Consider the following 20,884-nt stretch of genomic DNA (forward strand, 5'->3'; position numbering starts at 1 on the left):
AAAGCTGTTTCAGCTTCTCCTCGCTGATGAAAAAGGCGTCCCTTGCGGGCGCCTTTTTTGTGTCCGCGATTTGGCTCTCCAGCGCCCAGGCGTTCTGCCCGGCGCCGGTCGGGCTGGCCTCTGTGCAGGTCCAGCGGGTGGTCGATGGAGACACCTTGCGTCTCGTCGATGGCCGCAGCGTGCGCATGATCGGCCTCAATGCGCCGGAACTGGGTAAGAAAGGCCGCACCGACGAGCCCTTCGCGGTTGCCGCCCGCCAGCGCCTGCAGGCGTTGGTGAAGGCCAGCAACGGTCGGGTCGGCCTGCTTCCCGGTCGGGAAAGCAGGGATCACTATGGGCGGACCCTGGCCCATGTCTATGGTGCCGATGGCGCCAACCTTGAGGCGCAATTGCTTGCCGAAGGCCTGGGCTACCAGGTGGCGGTTGCGCCGAACGTCGATTTGTTCAGCTGCCAGCAAGCCGCCGAGCGTAGCGCCCGGCAGGCCCGGCTGGGGCTGTGGCGGCAATCGTCTGTACTGAAAGCGGATCAGATAAAGGCCTCCGGATTTGCGCTGCTCAGTGGTCGGGTGAGCAAGGTGCAACGCAATCGGGGCGGTGTCTGGATCGAATTGCAGGATTCGGTTGTATTGCGCATTGCACCCAATCTGCTTGGCCAATTCGCTGGCGTGCAGCTGGATCGCCTGCCGGGGCGGCAGATCGAGGCGCGCGGCTGGGTGCTCGATCGTTCACGCAAGGGTGGCTTGAAATCGGGTCAGGCGCGCTGGATGTTGCCGTTGACCCATCCCGGAATGTTCCAGCTGGTTCAATAAATAAAAAATTGTAGACATTTTTTATTTCGATTGTGAACAGTCTATCCCTTGTGTTCCGTGGCTCTTGGCCCAAAGTCGTAGCCTGCGGGCCTTGACAGGGGTGACTGGTCAGTCTTGTAGGGACTTTGCGACACGCGTATCCTCGGCGGTCCGTCTGTCCAACAGTAAAAAGCGGAATGCCCACATGTCTGATTTGAAAACTGCCGCTCTCGAATATCACGCCAATCCCCGTCCAGGGAAACTGAGTGTCGAGCTCACCAAGGCCACCGCTACCGCCCGCGACCTGTCGCTGGCCTACAGCCCCGGCGTAGCCGAACCAGTACGCGAAATCGCCCGCGATCCTGAGCTGGCCTACAAATACACCGGCAAGGGCAACCTGGTTGCAGTCATTTCCGATGGCACCGCGATTCTCGGCCTGGGTAACCTCGGCCCGCTGGCCTCCAAGCCGGTGATGGAAGGCAAGGGCGTGCTGTTCAAGCGCTTCGCCGGCATCGACGTATTCGACATCGAAGTCGACTCCGAAAGCCCGCAAGCCTTCATCGACACCGTCAAGCGCATCTCCATCACCTTCGGTGGCATCAACCTGGAAGACATCAAGGCGCCAGAGTGCTTCGAGATCGAGCGCGCCCTGATCGAGCAGTGCGACATTCCGGTATTCCACGATGACCAGCACGGCACCGCTATCGTGACCGCAGCCGGCATGATCAACGCCCTGGAAATCGCTGGCAAAACCCTGCCGGACGCGAAGATCGTCTGCCTGGGCGCCGGTGCCGCCGCCATCTCCTGCATGAAGCTGCTGGTGAGCATGGGCGCCCAGATCGAAAACATCTTCATGGTCGACCGTACCGGCGTGATCCACTCCGAGCGCGACGACCTGAACCAGTACAAGGCGGTCTTCGCCCACACGACCGACAAGCGCACCCTGGCTGACGCCCTCAAAGGTGCCGACGTGTTCGTTGGCCTGTCCGGCCCGAACCTGCTGAGCGCCGAAGGCCTGAGCTCCATGGCTGCCAACCCGATCGTGTTCGCCTGCTCGAACCCTGATCCGGAAATCGCCCCGGAACTGGCGCACGCCACCCGTAGCGACGTGATCATGGCCACCGGCCGTTCGGACTATCCGAACCAGGTCAACAACGTGCTGGGCTTCCCGTTCATCTTCCGTGGTGCCCTGGACGTTCGCGCCAAGCGCATCAACGAAGAAATGAAAGTGGCCGCGGCCAACGCCCTGCGCGAACTGGCCAAGCTGCCGGTGCCTCAGGAAGTGTGCGACGCCTACGGCGGCATCAAGCTGGAATTCGGTCGTGAGTACATCATTCCGAAGCCAATGGATGCCCGTCTGATCACCGTGATCTCCGATGCCGTGGCCAAGGCCGCGATCGAGACCGGCGTGGCGACCCTGCCGTATCCGAAGAACTACCCGCTCAAAAGCGTGGATGACGTGTTCAACGGCTAAGCCGAAGACGTGTTGAAAAAAAGCCCCGGCTCGCGAGAGTCGGGGCTTTTTTGTGGGTGTCGTTTTGGATCGGGGGAGATCCGTGGCGGCTTTGCCGCGGGTAGGCCTCGTTCCAGTGGAGAGGCCTGCCCGCGAGGGCGGTCAGAACAGATCGATCGGCGCCGACTCGTCCGCCGGCAGCGGGCTGCCAGGAGCGTAGCCATTGCCCAGTTCGTTGACCGAAGGCGGGGTGTCTTCGCTCTTGAACAGCTCGAAGTAGGCGTTCGGCGTGCCCGGTGTCGCGGCGCGGCCGCTGACCGGATCGACCCGCAGGCTGAGAATGCCTTCCGGTTCGGCCTGGGTATGGGCCGGCTTGTCCTTGAGGGCGGCGCCCATGTAGTTCATCCAGATCGGCAGGGCCACGGTGCCGCCGTACTCGCGGCGTCCCAGGCTTTCCGGCTGGTCGAAACCGGTCCAGACCGTGGTCACGTAGTCGGCGTTGTAGCCGGAGAACCAGGCGTCCTTGGATTCGTTGGTGGTCCCGGTCTTGCCGGCCAGGTCGGTGCGGCCCAGGGCCAGGGCGCGTCGCCCGGTGCCGAGTTTGATCACGTCTTCCAGCATGCTGTTGAGGATGTAGGTGGTGCGGCCATCGATGATGCGTTCGGCCACCGCAGGTGCCTGTACAGGGGCCTGGCTCGGGGTTTCGCCAGGAACGTTGTTCACCGTGAAGCTTTGCTCTGTCGGTGCCGCGATCCCGCTGCTGGCCGTGTCGCCAGCCGGTACGCTCGGCGGGTTGGCGGTGAACAGGGTTTCGCCGTTGCGGCTTTCGATCTTGTCGATGATGTACGGCGTGACCTTGTAGCCGCCGTTGGCGAACACGCTCCAGCCGGTGGCGATCTCCATCGGGGTCAGGGTCGCGGTGCCCAGGGCCAGCGACAGGTTGCGCGGCAGGTCCTGTTTGTTGAAGCCGAACTTGCTGATGTAGTCGATGGTGCGGTCCACGCCCAGGCTTTGCAGGAGGCGGATCGAAACCAGGTTGCGCGACTTGTACAGCGCCTCGCGCATGCGGATCGGGCCGAGGAAGGTATTGGTGTCGTTTTTCGGACGCCAGACCTTGTCCAGGTACTCGTCGACGAACACGATCGGCGCATCGTTCACCAGGCTGGCGGCGGTGTAGCCATTGTCCAGCGCGGCGCTATAGACGAACGGCTTGAAGCTGGAACCGGGTTGGCGCTTGGCCTGCAGCGCCCGGTTGTAGTTGCTCTGCTCGAAGGCGAAGCCGCCCACCAGCGAGCGAATGGCGCCGTTTTGCGGATCGAGGGACACCAGCGCGCCCTGAACGACCGGGATCTGGCGGAACTTGAGCGAGTTGTCTGCCTGGCGCTGCACGCGAATCAGGTCGCCGACCTGGGCGACATCGCTCGGCTGCTTGGGAGCGGCGCCCATGCTGTTGGTGTTCAGGAACGGGCGCGCCCATTTCATGCTGTCCCAACCTACGTGCTCTTCGCCGGTGCGGGTCAGTACCTGCAGGCCGTTCTTGTCGACCTGGGTGACGATCGCCGGTTCCAGGCCGCTGATGCTGCGTTGCTTGGTCAGTTCCTGGGCCCAGGCGGCGTGGGTCTTGCCGGGCAGGCGCGACTCGGGGCCGCGATAGCCATGGCGCTGGTCGTAGGTGATCAGGCCTTCATGGACGGCGGTGTTGGCCAGTTCTTGCAGATCGCTCGGCACCGTGGTGGTGACGCGGAAACCTTCGGTATAGGCGTCGCTGCCGTAACGACCGACCATCTCGGCGCGAGCCATTTCGGCGATGTACGGTGCGTTCACTTCCGGCGTCGGCACGTGATAGCTGGCGTTCAGCGGCTCGTTGATCGCCGCGGTGTAGTCCGCCTCGCTGATCTTGCCGAGCTTGTACATGCGCCCGAGGATCCAGTCGCGACGCTCTTTACTGCGCGCCGGGTTGGCCAGCGGGTTGAAGCGCGACGGGGCTTTCGGCAGGCCGGCGATCATCGCCATCTGCGCCAGGCTGACATCGCGAATCGACTTGCCGTAATACACCTGGGCCGCGGCCTCGATGCCGTAGGCGCGGTTACCCAGGTAGATCTTGTTGACGTACAGCTCGAGGATCTCGTCCTTGGTCAGTTGGCGCTCGATTTGCAGGGCCAGGAGGATCTCGGTGGTCTTGCGCGAGAAGCTGCGTTCGCTGCTCAGGAAGAAGTTCTTCGCCACCTGCATGGTGATGGTGCTGCCGCCGGACTGGATGTGCCCGCTCTTGACCAGCTGAGTTGCGGCACGCATCAGGCTGCTGGGGTCGACGCCGTAGTGGTTGGCGAAATTGTCGTCTTCAGCACTTAGTAACGCATTAATGAAGTTGGGGGGAATGTCGGCGAAACGGATTGGAGTGCGGCGCATTTCGCCGAATTCTGCAATCAACTTGCCGTCGCTGCTGTACACCCGCAGGGGAATCTGCAACTGGATACTTCTGAGCGCCTCTACCGACGGTAACCCAGGACTAAGATAGAGAAACGCGCCGGAGAGAGCGAGGAGCAGCCCGCAGAACACAGCGACGATGGACCACCCGAAAAACTTCAGCAGACGAATCAAGGCTTTTGGATTTCCAGAGAAAGGAATGAATTGGGCGTCAGGTATTCACAGTCAGGAATCGGCTCACGCAGCAGATAAATCGCGGAAAAATCGCTGGGCATTATAAGCATTTTTCCGCCAAGGGCGTCATTTGCCCGTCTGTCAAGACGTGGTGATTGAACGCAATGGACATTCCAGAGTCCGTAAGTCACGGATAGTCATAGGGAATTGGTAGTGCTAGGACTCTTCAGTAAAAAGGCGAGTTCCCTTCTGGGGATCGATATCAGCTCCACCTCGGTCAAGCTTCTTGAATTGAGCCGTGTCGGTGGCCGCTTTCGGGTCGAGGCCTATGGCGTGGAGCCGTTGCCGGCCAACGCCGTGGTCGAAAAAAACATCGTCGAGCCTGAAGGGGTCGGGCATGCCCTGTCTCGCCTGCTGGCCAGGGCCCGGCCGGGTGCGAAGCACGCGGCACTGGCGATGGCCGGCTCGGCGGTGATCAGCAAGGTCATCGAGATGGAGGCCGGGCTGTCCGACGACGATCGGGAAAGCCAGCTCAAGGTCGACGCCGACCAGTACATTCCCTACCCGCTGGACGAGGCCGCCATCGATTTCGACGTCCTCGGCTATTCGGCCCGCAATCCCGAACGCGTCGATGTGCTGTTGGCGGCCTGCCGCAAGGAGCACATCGAAGTTCGCGAGACGGCGCTCGAACTTGCGGGCCTGACTGCGCGGGTGGTGGACCTGGAAGTCTGCGCGCTGGAGCGCTCGTTCGCCCTGGCGGCCGGCTCGCCGCCTGCCCGGACTGTGGCGCTGGTCGATATCGGCGCCACCCTGACCACCCTGAGCGTCGTGCATGAAGGGCAGATCGTCTATTCCCGTGAGCAGTTGTTCGGCGGACACCAACTGACCGAACACATCCAGCGCCGCTACGGGCTGTCGAAAGAAGAGGCCGGCCAGGCAAAAAAGCAGGGCGGCCTGCCGGACGATTACGCCAGTGAGGTGCTGCAACCCTTTCAGGAGGCGGTTGTGCAACAGGTTTCGCGCTCGTTGCAGTTTTTCCAGGCCTCCGCCCCGCAACACCGGGTCGATTCCATCCTGTTGGCGGGTGGCAGCGCCTCGGTTCCGGGGCTTGTCCCGTTGATCGAGCAGCGCCTGGGCTTGCCTGCGCTGATCGCCAACCCCTTCGTTGGCATGAGCATCGGCGCCAGGGTCGACGCCGCGGCCCTGGCCAGCGAGGCCCCATCCTTGATGATCGCCTGCGGGCTGGCCTTGCGGAGTTTCGACTGATGGCGCGGATCAATCTTCTTCCCTGGCGCGAGGCGCGGCGCGAACAGCGGCGTCGCCACTTTTTCCTGGCCCTGGCGGCGGCTGCGGCGGTGGCCCTGGGTGTGTTGTTCGCGGGCGACAGGATCATCGACCGGGCGATCGACAGGCAACTGGCGCGCAACAATCACGTCGGCGCTCAAATCACCTTGCTCGATCAACGGATCGCCAAGATCGGTGAGCTGAAGCTGCATCGCGAGCAACTGGTGGAACGGATGAAGATCATCCAGGACCTGCAAGGCAATCGCTCCACCAGTGCGCGGGTGTTCGACCAATTGGTCCGCACCCTGCCGGACGGGGTGTATTTCACCGATGTCAGGATGAGCGGGCAGACTCTTTCCATCACCGGGGCGGCCGAATCGAACCATCGTGTTTCGGACCTGATGCGCAACCTGGACGCCTCGGACTGGTTCGATGCGCCGAGCCTGACAGAGGTCAAGGCCGCCGGGGCGGACAACGCCGATCAGGTCAATGTGTTTCAACTGACCGTTCATCAGACCCGGCCCGCCCTGGGCGAGGAAGGGCAATGAGCCTGTCCGGCGGGTGGGCGCAGATGCGCCGGATCGATCTCGGCGAGCTGGAAATGAGCAACATGGGGGCGTGGCCGACGCTGGTCAAAGGCGTGGTCGTGGCGCTGCTCATGCTGCTGGTACTGGCCCTCGGCTACAACCTGTACCTCAAGGACCTGTTGCTGCAACTCGACCAGCGCCGGGCGGACGAGGCCGTGCTGAAACAGCAGTTCGCCAGCAAGGCGCGCCTGGTGGCCAACCTCGGGCCTTATACCGAACAGATGAAGGCCATGGAAACCGCCTTTGACCTCATGCTGCGCCAGTTGCCCAGCGATACCGAGGTGCCGGGCCTGCTTGAAGACATCAGCCGCACCGGGCTTGGCAGCGGGCTGGAGTTCGAAGAGATCAAGCTGTTGCCGGAGGTGGTCCAGCCGTTTTACGTCGAATTGCCAATCCAGATCAGGGTTACCGGCGGCTATCACGCACTGGCGACTTTCGTCAGCGGCGTGGCCGGTTTGCCGCGAATCGTCACCCTGCATGATTTCGAGATCAAACCGGTCACGCCACAGGTCGGTTCGAAGCTGCGCATGAACATTCTGGCCAGGACTTACCGCTACAAGGGGCCACGCTCATGAAGCGCGTTCACGGCTTGTTGCTTGTGCTGGCATTTGTCGGGCTGGCTGGCTGTGGCAACGATGACGACTTCAATGATCTGGATGCCTACATGAACGAGGCGCGCTTGCAGTCGCCCGGCGAGATTGAACCAATGCCGGCATTCGGGTCTTACCCAACGTTCACCTATAACGCCGCACCCTTGCGCAGCCCGTTTCAGCCTGCGGTTCGGGTGGACCTGGCGGCACGTCGGGCAGGCTCGCCCGCGGTCAAGCCGGATCCGAACCGTAGCAAGCAGTATCTCGAGGGTTTCAGCATCGAACAGTTCGAGATGGTGGGCACCCTTTCCAATGCGTCCGGCTTCTTTGCGCTGTTGCGTGGTGCTGGTGGCGTGCATCGGCTGAAGGTCGGCGATTACCTGGGGCGTAACGACGGGCGGATTGTCGCGATCAGCGATTCACAGGTCGACGTGGTCGAGATTGTTCCCGATGGAGCGGGAGCGTGGCTGGAGCGACCACGGACCATTCCATTAAAAGAACACTCATAGTGGAACTCGCATCATGAACAGGATCTTTTCAGCCTTCGGTATTGCGCTATGGATGGCGTTGCTTTCACCGATGGCCATGGCGGCCAGCCTCAAGGCCCTGGATGTCGCGGCACTGCCGGGGGATCGCCTGGAGTTGAAGCTGACCTTCGATGGACCGGTGCCCGAGCCGCGCGGCTATACCACCGACCAGCCGGCGCGGATCGCCCTCGATCTGCCCGGTGTCGTCAGCCAGCTGGCAGACAAGAGCCGTGACCTGGGCAATGGCAATGCGCGCAGTGTGACGGTGGTCGAATCGGGGCAGCGTACCCGGGTTGTCGTCAATCTGGTCGCGCTGGCGCCCTACAGCACTCGGGTCGCTGGCAATCAGCTGTTTGTGGTGATTGGCCAAGGGGCGACGGCGGCGCTGAGTGCGCCGGGGCAGCCGGCTGTCGCGTCGGGGCGGGCCAAGGCCGTGGCTTCCGTGGGGCGGTCGATTCGCAGCGTGGATTTCCAGCGCGGCGAGCAGGGCGAGGGTAATGTACTGATCGACCTCTCAGACTCGGGAATGAGCCCGGACATACAGGAGCGCGACGGCAAGCTCGTCCTCACCTTCGCCAAGGCCCGCCTGCCCGAGCCCCTGCGGGTCAGGCTGGACGTCAAGGATTTCGCCACCCCCGTGCAGTTCGTCAACGCCCGGGCGGAGTCCGGCAAGGCCATCGTCACCATCGAGCCCGGTGGCACTTTCGATTACTCGACCTACCAGACGGACAACAAACTCACGGTGAGCGTCAGGCCGATGACCTCTGGCGACCTGCAGAAACGCAACGCCGAGCGCTCGGCCTACAACGGCGAAAAGCTCTCGCTGAATTTCCAGGACATCGAGGTCCGCTCGGTGCTGCAACTGATCGCCGACTTCACCAACCTCAACCTGGTGGCCAGCGATACGGTGCAGGGCGGCATTACCTTGCGCCTGCAGAATGTGCCGTGGGACCAGGCCCTCGATCTGGTGCTCAAGACCAAGGGGCTGGACAAGCGCAAGGTGGGCAACGTGTTGCTGGTGGCGCCGGCCGATGAAATCGCTGCCCGCGAACGCCAGGAACTGGAGTCGCAGAAGCAGATCGCCGACCTGGAACCATTGCGGCGCGAACTGCTGCAGGTCAACTACGCCAAGGCCGCGGAGATCGCCAAGTTGTTCCAGTCGGTCACCCGCGCCGAGGACAAGTCCGACGAACGCGGGTCGATCACTGTCGATGAGCGGACCAACAACATCATCGCCTACCAGACCCGGGAGCGCCTGGACGAGCTGCGGCGGATCGTCAGCCAGCTGGATATCCCGGTGCGCCAGGTGATGATCGAGGCGCGGATCGTCGAGGCCAACGTCGACTACGACAAAAGCCTGGGCGTGCGCTGGGGCGGTTCGATCCAGAATCAGGGCAACTGGAATGCCTCGGGGGTCAGCAACGGCACCAACGGTTCCTCCACCATAGGCACGCCGGGCAGCACCAGCAGCAACTCACCGTTCGTCGACTTGGGCACTACCGCCAATACCTCCGGCCTGGGTATCGCCTTCATCACCGACAATGTGTTGCTGGACCTTGAGCTGACAGCCATGGAAAAGACCGGTAACGGGGAAATCGTCTCCCAGCCCAAGGTCGTCACGTCCGACAAGGAGACGGCGAAGATCCTCAAGGGCACGGAAATCCCCTATCAGGAAGCCGCCTCCAGCGGGGCGACCTCGGTGTCGTTCAAGGAGGCTTCGCTGTCCCTGGAGGTGACGCCACAGATCACCCCGGATAACCGCATCATCATGGAGGTCAAGGTCACCAAGGACGAGCCGGACTACCTGAACAAAGTCCAGGACGTGCCGCCGATCAAGAAGAACGAGGTCAACGCCAAGGTCCTGATCAACGATGGAGAGACCATCGTCATCGGTGGAGTTTTCTCTAATACGCAAAGCAAGGTTGTAGATAAGGTGCCATTTCTCGGCGATGTGCCGTATCTTGGCCGCCTTTTCCGGCGTGACGTGGTGTCGGAGAAAAAATCCGAGCTGCTGGTATTTCTCACTCCGCGTATCATGAACAACCAGGCGATTGCTGTGAGTCGTTGATTCTGTGCGAAATTTGATTCTTGTTGGGCCAATGGGGGCTGGAAAAAGCACCATTGGTCGCTTGCTGGCCAAAGAGCTGCGCCTGCCATTCAAAGATTCCGATAAGGAAATTGAGTTGCGCACGGGTGCCAATATCCCGTGGATCTTCGATAAAGAAGGTGAGCCGGGCTTTCGTGATCGGGAACAGGCCATGATCGCCGAGCTGTGCTCCGCCGATGGCGTGGTCCTGGCGACCGGCGGCGGCGCGGTGATGCGCGAAGCCAACCGTCTGGCGCTGCATGCCGGGGGGCGTGTGGTCTATCTGCATGCGTCGGTGGAGCAGCAGGTCGGTCGCACTGCACGGGATCGCAATCGACCGCTGCTGCGCACGGCCGATCCGGCGAAGACCCTGCGGGACCTGTTGGCGATTCGCGATCCGCTTTATCGGGAAATCGCCGACCTGGTGGTTGAAACCGATGAACGGCCACCGCGCATGGTGGTGCTGGATATACTGGACCGCCTGCAGCAACTGCCTCCCCGTTAATGCGCAGCGTGAAATGCGCTATCCTCGGCGCCTTGCCATGATCGCTCGCGGTTGTGGCGCATGGCTATTGCGCGGCGTCATAAAGCCAGGCGATGCCAGTCGTTAATGCAAGGCAGGACACCAGCTTCCATCTTCACTGTGGGGACACATGCAGACACTTAAGGTCGATCTAGGCGAGCGCAGCTACCCGATTCATATTGGCGAAGGTTTGTTGGACCGGCCCGAGTTGCTGGCTCCGCACATCGCCGGGCGACAAGTGGCGATCGTTTCCAATGAAACCGTAGCGCCGCTGTACCTTGAGCGTCTGAAACGCAGCCTCGCCCAGTTCTCGGTGATCTCGGTGGTTCTTCCCGACGGCGAAGCGTTCAAGAACTGGGAAACCCTGCAACTGATTTTCGATGGCCTGCTGACCGCACGCCACGACCGCCGCACCACGATCATCGCCCTCGGCGGCGGGGTGATCGGCGACATGGCCGGCTTTGCCGCCGCCTGCTACCAGCGTGGCGTCGATTTCATCCAGATTCCTACCACCTTGCTGTCCCAGGTCGACTCGTCGGTCGGGGGCAAGACCGGTATCAACCATCCGCTGGGCAAGAACATGGTCGGCGCCTTCTATCAGCCGAACGTGGTGCTGATCGATACCACCTCGCTCAATACCCTGCCGCCTCGCGAGCTGTCGGCCGGCCTGGCGGAAGTCATCAAATACGGTCTGATCTGCGACGAGCCCTTCCTTACCTGGCTCGAAGACAACGTCGACCGCTTGCGAGCCCTGGACCAGCAGGCGCTGACCTATGCCATCGAACGCTCCTGCGCGGCCAAGGCGGCTGTGGTGGGCGCCGACGAGCGTGAGTCCGGCGTGCGCGCCACGCTGAACCTGGGGCATACCTTCGGCCACGCCATCGAAACCCACATGGGCTATGGTGTCTGGCTGCATGGTGAAGCGGTCGCCGCTGGCACCGTAATGGCACTGGAGATGTCCGCACGCCTTGGCTGGATCACCGCCGAGGAGCGTGACCGCGGCATTCGCCTGTTCCAGCGCGCAGGCTTGCCGGTCATTCCGCCCGAGGAAATGACCGAAGCGGATTTTCTCGAACACATGGCAATTGACAAGAAAGTGATCGATGGTCGTTTGCGTCTGGTGCTGTTGCGCCGCATGGGCGAAGCCGTAGTGACCGACGATTATCCGAAAGAGGTTTTACAGGCCACGCTGGGAGCGGATTACCGCGCCCTGGCTCAGCTTAAAGGTTAATAAGATCCCCATGACTAGTTTGCATGCCGACGAGGCTTTCCTCGGCCACTATCAATTGAGCCATGACCCTTTCGCTCCACGGGTGCCTGGCTTCAAGTTTTTCCCCGCCCAGCGCAAGCCGGTGCTGGGGCAGCTGCATCACCTGGCGCGCTACAGCCAACTGCTGCTGGTCGTGACCGGCCCGCAGGGCAGCGGCAAGACGCTGCTGCGTCAGGCGCTGGTAGCCAGCACCAACAAGCAGTCGGTACAGAGCGTGGTGGTTTCCGCCCGTGGTGCCGGCGACGCGGCGGGCGTGCTGCGGCAGGTGGCCCAGGCGCTGAACGTCGAGCAGGCCGAAATCGGCCCGATCCTGGCGCAAGTGGTGCAACTGGCCCTGACCGGCCAGGAAGTCTATCTGCTGGTGGATGACGCCGAGCAGCTCGACGAGTCGGCGCTCGAGGCACTGCTGGCGCTCGCCGCCGGCGCACCGGAAGGTCGTCCGCATGTGTTCCTGTTCGGCGAGTCGTCGCTGATTGCCGGCCTGGAGCAGCTGAGCGCGGAAGAAGAGCGCTTCCATGTCATCGAACTGCAGCCTTACACCGAAGAAGAAACCCGCGAATACCTGGCGCAGCGTCTCGAAGGCGCAGGACGGGGTATCGAACTTTTCTCCGCGGATCAGATCAGTGATATTCACGAAGGCTCCGATGGCTGGCCTGGCAACATCAACCAGGTCGCCCGGGATGCAATGATCGAAGCCATGATTGCCAGCCGCTCAGCGGTCAAGCGTCCAAGTATGGGGTTCAACATGCCGAAGAAACACGTATTGGCGATATCCGCAGTCGTAGTGGTGGCCGTTGCCGCTGCCTGGCTGATGCCGGGTCGCAGCAAGGCACCAAGTACTGCTGGTGCGCCAGCCAACGAACAGGCTCAGCTGCCGCTGGGCCAGACGCCACAACCGAACGGCAATGGCAGCCCGGCTGTCGAGTTCGCCGGTTCTTCCCAGCCAATGCCGCTGCCATTGGTCGGCCAGTCGCAACCGGTGATGCGCGGCCCTCTGGCCGAAGCCGCCGGCGGGATCACCGAGGGGGACGATGGCGTGCCGGTGGAAGGCTCCAGCGCCACGCCGCCGACCGTGACTACCATTGCACCGCCAGCCGGCGTGCCGGCCGGTCCGGCGCCGACGCCTGAAGCCCGTCCGACCCCGGCACCGACCCAGGTCGCTGCCGCCAAGCCGGCTCCGGTGGTCAAGCCTGCGCCTGCTCCGGTCAGCAAGCCGGCTGCACCGGCCGCCAAGCCAGCCGAGAAACCTGTCACCGTAGCCAAGGCCGCCACCGGCGGTAGCTGGTACGCCGGTCAGGCGCCAGGCAACTACGTCGTACAGATCCTGGGCACCAGTTCCGAAGCCGCGGCGCAGAGCTTCGTCAAGGAGCAGGGCGCTCAGTACCGTTATTTCAAGAAAGTCCTCAACGGCAAGCCGCTGTATGTGATCACTTACGGCAGCTTCAGCAGCCGTGATGCAGCCGTTACCGCTATCAAGGCCTTGCCAGCGAAGGTTCAGGCTGGTAAACCTTGGCCTCGCACTGTCGCCAGCGTCCAACAGGAACTGGCAGCAACTCGCTGAAGATTCGGCGGCCTTACCCAGGCCGCCTCTCCCAGCACCTCAAAAAAAACCGCATGCGCATGCTGCCTTCAAGGCCGCGTGCCTTGTGGTGTCTGCGTCACAGTAGCTTTTGAGTCGTCGCGGTCCGAACTAAAAAAGTTTTGACTAGCACAGCATATCGCTTTAAACCTTTCATAAATGCGACATAGATTTGCGACATTTCGTCGCCAAATTTGTGAGCGTCTGTGTCGGTGTGTACAATGACCTCCCTTTTGCCCCCGCAAAGCCGGCGTACGTTCGGCGTGGATGGTAACTGGTTGAATTGAAAAGAAATTTGTCTCGATAAGAGGCAGCCTGGTGAGAAAGTGTCTATGAAAGCAGGTCTGTACCAACCAGATGAATTCAAGGATAACTGCGGTTTCGGCCTGATAGCCCATATGCAGGGCGAACCCAGTCATACCCTTTTGCAAACGGCCATCGAGGCCCTGACCTGCATGACCCACCGCGGTGGGATCAACGCGGACGGCAAGACCGGCGACGGTTGCGGTCTGCTGATTCAGAAACCTGACGCGTTCCTGCGAGCCATTGCCCAGGAAACCTTCAGTGTCGAATTGCCCAAGCAATATGCCGTGGGCATGGTCTTCTTCAACCAGGATCCGGCCAAGGCCGAAGCCGCTCGCGAGAACATGAACCGCGAGATCCTGGCCGAAGGCCTGCAACTGATCGGCTGGCGCAAAGTGCCGATCGATACCAGCGTTCTCGGCCGTCTGGCCCTGGAGCGCCTGCCGCAGATCGAACAGGTCTACATCGGCGGCGAAGGCCTGAGCGACCAGGACATGGCGGTCAAGCTGTTCAGTGCCCGTCGTCGTTCGTCGGTAGCCAACGCCGCCGATACCGACCACTACATCTGCAGCTTTTCCCACAAGACCATCATTTATAAAGGCCTGATGATGCCGGCGGACCTCGCCGCCTTCTATCCGGACCTGGGTGACCCGCGCCTGCAAACCGCGATCTGCGTGTTCCACCAGCGCTTCTCCACCAACACCCTGCCGAAATGGCCGCTGGCGCAGCCGTTCCGCTTCCTCGCCCACAACGGCGAGATCAACACCATCACCGGCAACCGCAACTGGGCCCAGGCCCGGCGTACCAAGTTCACCAACGACCTGATGGATCTGGAAGAACTCGGCCCGCTGGTCAACCGCGTGGGTTCCGACTCCTCGAGCATGGACAACATGCTGGAGCTGATGGTCACCGGCGGCATCGACCTGTTCCGTGGCGTGCGGATGATCATTCCGCCTGCGTGGCAGAACGTCGAGACCATGGACGCCGACCTGCGTGCGTTCTATGAATACAACTCCATGCACATGGAACCGTGGGACGGCCCCGCGGGCGTGGTCATGACCGACGGCCGCTACGCCGTCTGCCTGCTCGACCGTAACGGCCTGCGCCCGGCGCGCTGGGTCACCACCAAGAACGGTTTCATCACCCTGGCTTCGGAAATCGGCGTCTGGAACTACCAGCCCGAAGACGTGATCGCCAAGGGCCGAGTCGGCCCGGGCCAGATCTTCGCCGTGGACACCGAAACCGGGCAGATCCTCGACACCGACGCTATCGACAACCGCCTGAAGTCCCGTCATCCGTACAAGCAATGGCTGCGCAAGAATGCCCTGCGCATCCAGGCGACCATGGAAGACAACGACCACGGTTCGGCGTTCTACGACGTCGACCAGCTCAAGCAGTACATGAAGATGTACCAGGTCACCTTCGAGGAGCGTGATCAGGTGCTGCGTCCCTTGGGCGAGCAAGGCTATGAGGCGGTCGGCTCCATGGGCGACGACACGCCGATGGCCGTGCTGTCCCAGCGTGTGCGCACGCCTTACGACTACTTCCGCCAGCAGTTCGCCCAGGTCACCAACCCGCCGATCGACCCGCTGCGCGAAGCCATCGTCATGTCGCTGGAGATCTGCCTCGGTGCCGAGCGCAACATCTTCCAGGAATCGCCTGAGCACGCTTCCCGCGTGATCCTCAGCTCGCCGGTGATCTCGCCGGCCAAGTGGCGCTCGCTGATGAACCTCGACCGTCCGGGCTTCGAGCGTCAGGTCATCGACCTGAACTACGAGGAAAGCCTCGGCCTGGAAGCGGCGATCCGCAACGTTGCCGACCAGGCCGAAGAAGCCGTGCGCGCCGGTCGTACCCAGATCGTCCTCAGCGACCGCCATATCGCCCCGGGCAAGTTGCCGATCCACGCGTCCCTGGCCACCGGCGCGGTGCACCACCGCCTGACCGAGAAGGGCCTGCGCTGCGACTCCAACATCCTGGTGGAAACCGCCACCGCGCGCGATCCGCACCATTTCGCGGTGCTGATCGGTTTCGGCGCCTCGGCGGTCTATCCGTTCCTGGCCTACGAAGTGCTGGGCGACCTGATCCGTACCGGTGAAGTGCTGGGCGACCTCTACGAGGTGTTCAAGAACTACCGCAAGGGCATCACCAAGGGCCTGCTGAAGATCCTGTCGAAGATGGGTATCTCGACCATCGCGTCCTACCGCGGTGCGCAGCTATTCGAGGCCATCGGCCTGTCCGAGGAAGTCTGCGAGCTGAGCTTCCGTGGCGTGCCGAGCCGCATCAAGGGCGCGCGTTTCGTCGACATCGAAGCCGAGCAGAAAGCCCTGGCTGCCGAAGCCTGGAGCCCGCGCAAGCCGATCCAGCAAGGCGGCCTGCTGAAGTTCGTCCATGGTGGCGAATACCACGCCTACAACCCGGACGTGGTCAACACCCTGCAAGCCGCCGTGCAGCAGGGCGACTACGCCAAGTTCAAGGAATACACCGCGCTGGTGGACAACCGCCCGGTGTCGATGATCCGCGACCTGTTCAAGGTGAAGACCCTGGACACGCCGATGGACATCAGCGAAGTCGAGCCGCTGGAATCGATCCTCAAGCGTTTCGACTCCGCCGGCATCTCCCTGGGCGCGCTGTCGCCGGAGGCCCACGAAGCCCTGGCCGAAGCCATGAACCGCCTGGGTGCGCGTTCCAACTCCGGTGAGGGCGGCGAAGACCCGGCGCGCTATGGCACCATCAAGAGCTCGAAGATCAAGCAGGTGGCCACCGGCCGTTTCGGCGTGACCCCGGAATACCTGGTCAATGCCGAAGTGCTGCAGATCAAGGTGGCCCAGGGCGCCAAGCCCGGCGAAGGCGGCCAGCTGCCGGGCGGCAAGGTCAACGGCCTGATCGCCAAGCTGCGTTACGCGGTACCTGGCGTGACCCTGATTTCGCCACCGCCGCATCACGACATCTATTCCATCGAAGACTTGTCGCAGTTGATCTTCGACTTGAAGCAGGTCAACCCGCAGGCGCTGGTTTCGGTGAAACTGGTGGCGGAAGCCGGCGTCGGCACCATTGCCGCTGGTGTGGCCAAGGCCTACGCCGACCTGATCACCATCTCCGGCTACGACGGTGGCACCGGCGCCTCGCCGCTGACCTCGATCAAGTACGCCGGTGCGCCGTGGGAACTGGGCCTGGCGGAAACCCACCAGACCCTGCGCGGCAACGACCTGCGCGGCAAGGTCCGGGTGCAGACCGACGGCGGCCTGAAAACCGGCCTCGACGTGATCAAGGCGGCGATCCTCGGCGCCGAAAGCTTCGGCTTCGGCACCGCGCCGATGATCGCCCTGGGTTGCAAATACCTGCGTATCTGCCACCTGAACAACTGCGCCACCGGCGTCGCCACGCAAAACGAGAAGCTGCGCAAGGACCACTACATCGGCACCGTGGAGATGGTGGTGAACTTCTTCACCTATGTCGCCGAGGAAACCCGTGAGTGGCTGGCCAAGCTGGGCGTGCGTTCGCTGGAAGAGCTGATCGGTCGTACCGATCTGCTGGAAATCCTCGAAGGCCAGACCGCCAAGCAGCATCACCTGGACCTGACCCCGCTGCTGGGCAGCGACCATATCCCGGCGGACAAGCCGCAGTTCTGCCAGGTCGATCGCAACCCGCCGTTCGACCAGGGCCTGCTGGCCGAGAAAATGGTCGCCATGGCCAAGCCTGCGATCAACGACCTCAGCGGTGCCGAGTTCGCGCTCGACATCTGCAACTGCGACCGTTCCATCGGTGCGCGGATCTCCGGCGAAATTGCCAAGGTCCACGGCAACCAGGGCATGGCCAAGGCGCCGATCACCTTCCGCTTCAAGGGCACTGCCGGTCAGAGCTTCGGGGTGTGGAACGCCGGCGGCCTGAACCTGTACCTCGAAGGCGACGCCAACGACTACGTCGGCAAGGGCATGACCGGCGGCAAGCTGGTGATCGTTCCGCCCAAAGGCAGCGCCTACAAGACTCAGGACAGCGCGATTATCGGCAACACCTGCCTGTACGGCGCTACCGGCGGCAAGCTGTTCGCCGCCGGCACCGCGGGCGAGCGTTTCGCCGTGCGCAACTCCGGTGCCCACACCGTGGTGGAAGGCACTGGCGATCACTGCTGCGAATACATGACCGGTGGTTTTGTCTGCGTGCTGGGCAAGACCGGTTACAACTTCGGCTCAGGCATGACCGGCGGTTTCGCCTACGTGCTCGACCAGGACAACACCTTCGTTGACCGGGTCAACCACGAGCTGGTGGAAATCCAGCGGATCAGCGGCGAAGCGATGGAAGCCTATCGCAGCCACCTGCAGCGCGTGCTGGACGAATACGTCGAGGAAACCGGTAGCGAGTGGGGCCGTAACCTGGCCGAGAACCTCGATGACTACCTGCGTCGCTTCTGGTTGGTCAAGCCGAAGGCTGCCAGCTTGAAATCGTTGCTTTCCAGCACCCGTGCCAACCCGCAGTGATATGCGCCTGAAGAGTTTGATGAGGTTTTAACTATGGCTGAACGTCTGAATAATGACTTCCAGTTCATCGAGGTCGGGCGCAAGGATCCGAAGAAGAAACTGTTGCGTCAACGCAAGAAAGAGTTCGTGGAGATCTACGAGCCCTTCAAACCCCAGCAGTCGGCCGACCAGGCCCACCGTTGCCTGGGTTGCGGTAACCCGTACTGCGAATGGAAGTGCCCGGTGCACAACTTCATTCCCAACTGGCTCAAGCTGGTGGCCGAGGGCAACATCCTCGCCGCCGCCGAGCTGTCGCACCAGACCAACACCCTGCCGGAAGTCTGCGGCCGGGTGTGCCCGCAGGACCGTCTGTGCGAGGGTGCCTGCACCCTCAACGACGGCTTCGGCGCGGTGACCATCGGTTCGGTGGAGAAGTACATCACCGACACCGCCTTCGCCATGGGCTGGCGCCCGGACATGTCCAAGGTCAAGCCGACCGGCAAGCGGGTCGCGGTGATCGGCGCGGGCCCGGCGGGCCTGGGCTGTGCCGACGTGCTGGTACGCGGTGGCGTGACCCCGGTGGTGTTCGACAAGAACCCGGAAATCGGTGGCCTGCTGACCTTCGGCATCCCCGAGTTCAAGCTGGAAAAGACCGTGCTGAGCAATCGTCGCGAAGTCTTCAGCGGTATGGGCATCGAGTTCCGCCTCAACACTGAGGTGGGCAAGGACGTGACCATGGAGCAACTGCTCGAAGAATACGATGCGGTATTCATGGGCATGGGCACCTACACCTACATGAAGGGCGGCTTTGCCGGTGAGGACCTGCCGGGCGTGCACGACGCGCTGGACTTCCTGATCGCCAACGTCAACCGCAACCTGGGCTTTGAAAAGTCGCCGGAAGACTTCGTCGACATGAAGGGCAAGAAGGTCGTGGTCCTCGGTGGCGGCGACACGGCGATGGACTGCAACCGCACGTCGATCCGCCAGGGCGCCAAGGCGGTGACCTGTGCCTATCGTCGTGACGAAGCGAACATGCCCGGCTCGCGCAAAGAGGTGAAGAACGCCAAGGAAGAAGGCGTGAAGTTCCTCTACAACCGCCAGCCGATCGCCATCGTCGGCGAAGACAAGGTCGAAGGCGTGAAGGTGGTCGAGACCCGTCTCGGCGAGCCGGACGCCCGTGGCCGTCGCAGCCCCGAGCCGATCCCGGGTTCCGAAGAGATCATCCCGGCCGACGCCGTGGTCATCGCCTTCGGTTTCCGCCCGAGCCCGGCGCCGTGGTTCGAGCAGTTCAGCATCCAGACCGACAGCCAGGGCCGCGTCGTGGCGCCGGAACAGGGCCAGTACAAGCACCAGACCAGCAACCCGAAGATCTTCGCCGGTGGCGACATGGTGCGCGGTTCCGACCTGGTGGTGACGGCGATCTTCGAGGGCCGCAACGCCGCCGAAGGGATCCTGGATTACCTGGGCGTCTGATGACGCCAGCGACAAGCTTCAAGCTATTAGCTGCAAGCTCAAAGCCACGGCTCTTGGGGCTTGCAGCTTGAAACTTGGCGCTGCTCTCCCTGCGACCAATTGACCCGATAGATAAAAGGCACGGCTCTCGCCGTGCCTTTTGCGTCGCGCTCTGAGAAAATGCCCGCACTTTTTTTCCGGATGCCGACATGACTGCCCTGAAGAACGACCGTTTCCTTCGTGCCCTGCTCAAGCAACCCGTAGACGTCACCCCGGTGTGGATGATGCGTCAGGCTGGGCGCTACCTGCCTGAATACCGCGCCAGCCGTGCCAACGCCGGTGACTTCATGAGCCTGTGCATGAACCCGGAGTTCGCCTGCGAAGTCACGCTGCAACCGCTGGACCGCTATCCACAACTGGATGCGGCCATCCTCTTCTCCGACATCCTGACCATCCCTGACGCCATGGGCCAGGGCCTGTACTTCGAAACCGGCGAAGGCCCGCGTTTCAAGAAGGTCGTCAGCACCCTGGCCGATATCGAGGCCCTGCCGATCCCGGATCCGCACAAGGACCTGGGCTACGTGATGGACGCGGTCAGCACCATCCGCCGCGAGCTCAACGGCCGCGTGCCGTTGATCGGCTTCTCCGGCAGCCCCTGGACCCTGGCCACATACATGGTCGAGGGCGGCTCGTCGAAAGACTTCCGCAAGACCAAGGCGATGCTCTACGACAACCCGCAAGCCATGCACCTGCTGCTGGACAAGCTGGCGCAGTCGGTCGTCAGCTACCTCAACGGCCAGATCAAGGCCGGCGCGCAAGCGGTACAAATCTTCGACACCTGGGGCGGCAACCTGTCGGCGGCGGCTTATCAGGAGTTCTCCCTGGCCTATATGCGCAAGATCGTCAGCGGCCTGATCCGCGAGCACGAAGGGCGCAAGGTGCCGGTGATCCTGTTCACCAAGAACGGCGGCCTGTGGCTGGAAAGCATCGCCGACGCGGGTGCCGACGCCTTGGGCCTGGACTGGACCTGCGACCTCGGCGAAGCGCGCCGGCGGGTCGGCAGCAAGGTCGCCCTGCAAGGCAACATGGACCCGACCGTGCTCTACGCCAAGCCGGAGGCGATCCGTGCCGAAGTCGGGCGCATCCTCGCCAGCTACGGCAAGGGCAGTGGCCATGTGTTCAACCTCGGCCATGGCATCACCCCGGAAGTCGACCCAGAACATGCCGGCGCCTTCCTGCGCGCGGTGCACGAACTGTCGGCGCAATATCACCAATGATCGCGACCCGATAACCAGGCCCGGCATTTGCCGGGCCTTTTTTTTGCGCCCGGGAAACGGCCTGGCGGATTAAGTTTCAATTCAGTCTGACTGGTTAATCTGGCGCTATC

The 20,884-nt window shown here is 62.5% G+C and carries 14 protein-coding genes; 13 read left to right on the forward strand and 1 reads right to left on the reverse strand.

Annotation, left to right across the window (positions count from 1 at the left end; all coding sequences use genetic code 11):
- Positions 1–26 precede the first annotated feature (26 nt).
- Positions 27–809 carry a thermonuclease family protein gene (locus tag BM019_RS17310; RefSeq protein ID WP_092419010.1) on the forward strand — a complete coding sequence of 261 codons (783 nt, stop codon included), beginning with the start codon at positions 27–29 and terminating at the stop codon, positions 807–809.
- Positions 810–993: 184 nt separating this feature from the next.
- Positions 994–2,262, forward strand: coding sequence for a malic enzyme-like NAD(P)-binding protein (locus BM019_RS17315; RefSeq protein ID WP_009046595.1), 1,269 nt, complete (start codon positions 994–996; stop codon positions 2,260–2,262).
- Positions 2,263–2,403: 141 nt separating this feature from the next.
- Here BM019_RS17315 and BM019_RS17320 read toward each other — a convergent pair whose 3' ends face one another.
- On the reverse strand, positions 2,404–4,839 hold the full coding sequence (locus tag BM019_RS17320) for a penicillin-binding protein 1A (protein WP_175510678.1): 2,436 nt from the start codon (positions 4,837–4,839) through the stop codon (positions 2,404–2,406).
- A gap of 216 nt (positions 4,840–5,055) precedes the next feature.
- Between BM019_RS17320 and BM019_RS17325 the strand changes: the two genes are divergently transcribed.
- The 11 genes from BM019_RS17325 (at position 5,056) to hemE (ending at position 20,774) form a co-directional block, all read left to right on the forward strand.
- On the forward strand, positions 5,056–6,108 hold the full coding sequence (locus BM019_RS17325) for a pilus assembly protein PilM (protein ID WP_092419014.1): 1,053 nt from the start codon (positions 5,056–5,058) through the stop codon (positions 6,106–6,108).
- Positions 6,108–6,674, forward strand: coding sequence for a PilN domain-containing protein (locus BM019_RS17330; protein WP_009041820.1), 567 nt, complete (start codon positions 6,108–6,110; stop codon positions 6,672–6,674). The genes BM019_RS17325 and BM019_RS17330 overlap by 1 nt, the downstream gene beginning before the upstream one ends.
- Entirely contained in the window at positions 6,671–7,288 is a 618-nt protein-coding gene (gene pilO / locus BM019_RS17335; RefSeq protein WP_092419016.1) for a type IV pilus inner membrane component PilO, read from the forward strand. Before BM019_RS17330 ends, pilO begins: the two co-directional genes overlap by 4 nt.
- Positions 7,285–7,812, forward strand: a complete 528-nt coding sequence (locus BM019_RS17340; protein ID WP_092419018.1) for a pilus assembly protein PilP — start codon at positions 7,285–7,287, stop codon at positions 7,810–7,812. Before pilO ends, BM019_RS17340 begins: the two co-directional genes overlap by 4 nt.
- A 13-nt stretch (positions 7,813–7,825) precedes the next feature.
- On the forward strand, positions 7,826–9,898 hold the full coding sequence (locus BM019_RS17345) for a type IV pilus secretin PilQ (protein WP_092419021.1): 2,073 nt from the start codon (positions 7,826–7,828) through the stop codon (positions 9,896–9,898).
- A gap of 4 nt (positions 9,899–9,902) precedes the next feature.
- Positions 9,903–10,421: a shikimate kinase AroK gene (gene aroK / locus BM019_RS17350; RefSeq protein WP_009041824.1), complete on the forward strand. Its 519-nt coding sequence runs from the start codon at positions 9,903–9,905 to the stop codon at positions 10,419–10,421.
- 148 nt (positions 10,422–10,569) lie between these two features.
- Positions 10,570–11,670, forward strand: a complete 1,101-nt coding sequence (gene aroB / locus BM019_RS17355) for a 3-dehydroquinate synthase (RefSeq protein ID WP_092419023.1) — start codon at positions 10,570–10,572, stop codon at positions 11,668–11,670.
- A 10-nt stretch (positions 11,671–11,680) separates the two neighbouring features.
- A complete protein-coding gene (locus tag BM019_RS17360; RefSeq protein ID WP_092419025.1) occupies positions 11,681–13,270 on the forward strand; it encodes an SPOR domain-containing protein in 1,590 nt (529 codons plus the stop codon).
- A 350-nt stretch (positions 13,271–13,620) separates the two neighbouring features.
- Positions 13,621–18,066, forward strand: a complete 4,446-nt coding sequence (gene gltB, locus BM019_RS17370; protein ID WP_009041827.1) for a glutamate synthase large subunit — start codon at positions 13,621–13,623, stop codon at positions 18,064–18,066.
- Between the two features lie 33 nt (positions 18,067–18,099).
- Positions 18,100–19,518 carry an FAD-dependent oxidoreductase gene (locus BM019_RS17375; RefSeq protein WP_009041828.1) on the forward strand — a complete coding sequence of 473 codons (1,419 nt, stop codon included), beginning with the start codon at positions 18,100–18,102 and terminating at the stop codon, positions 19,516–19,518.
- Positions 19,519–19,706: 188 nt separating this feature from the next.
- Entirely contained in the window at positions 19,707–20,774 is a 1,068-nt protein-coding gene (hemE, locus tag BM019_RS17380) for a uroporphyrinogen decarboxylase (protein ID WP_009041829.1), read from the forward strand.
- Positions 20,775–20,884: the final 110 nt, after the last annotated feature.

Origin of the sequence: Pseudomonas sp. NFPP07 (genome assembly GCF_900115645.1) — a bacterium.
Lineage (GTDB): Bacteria > Pseudomonadota > Gammaproteobacteria > Pseudomonadales > Pseudomonadaceae > Aquipseudomonas > Aquipseudomonas chlororaphis.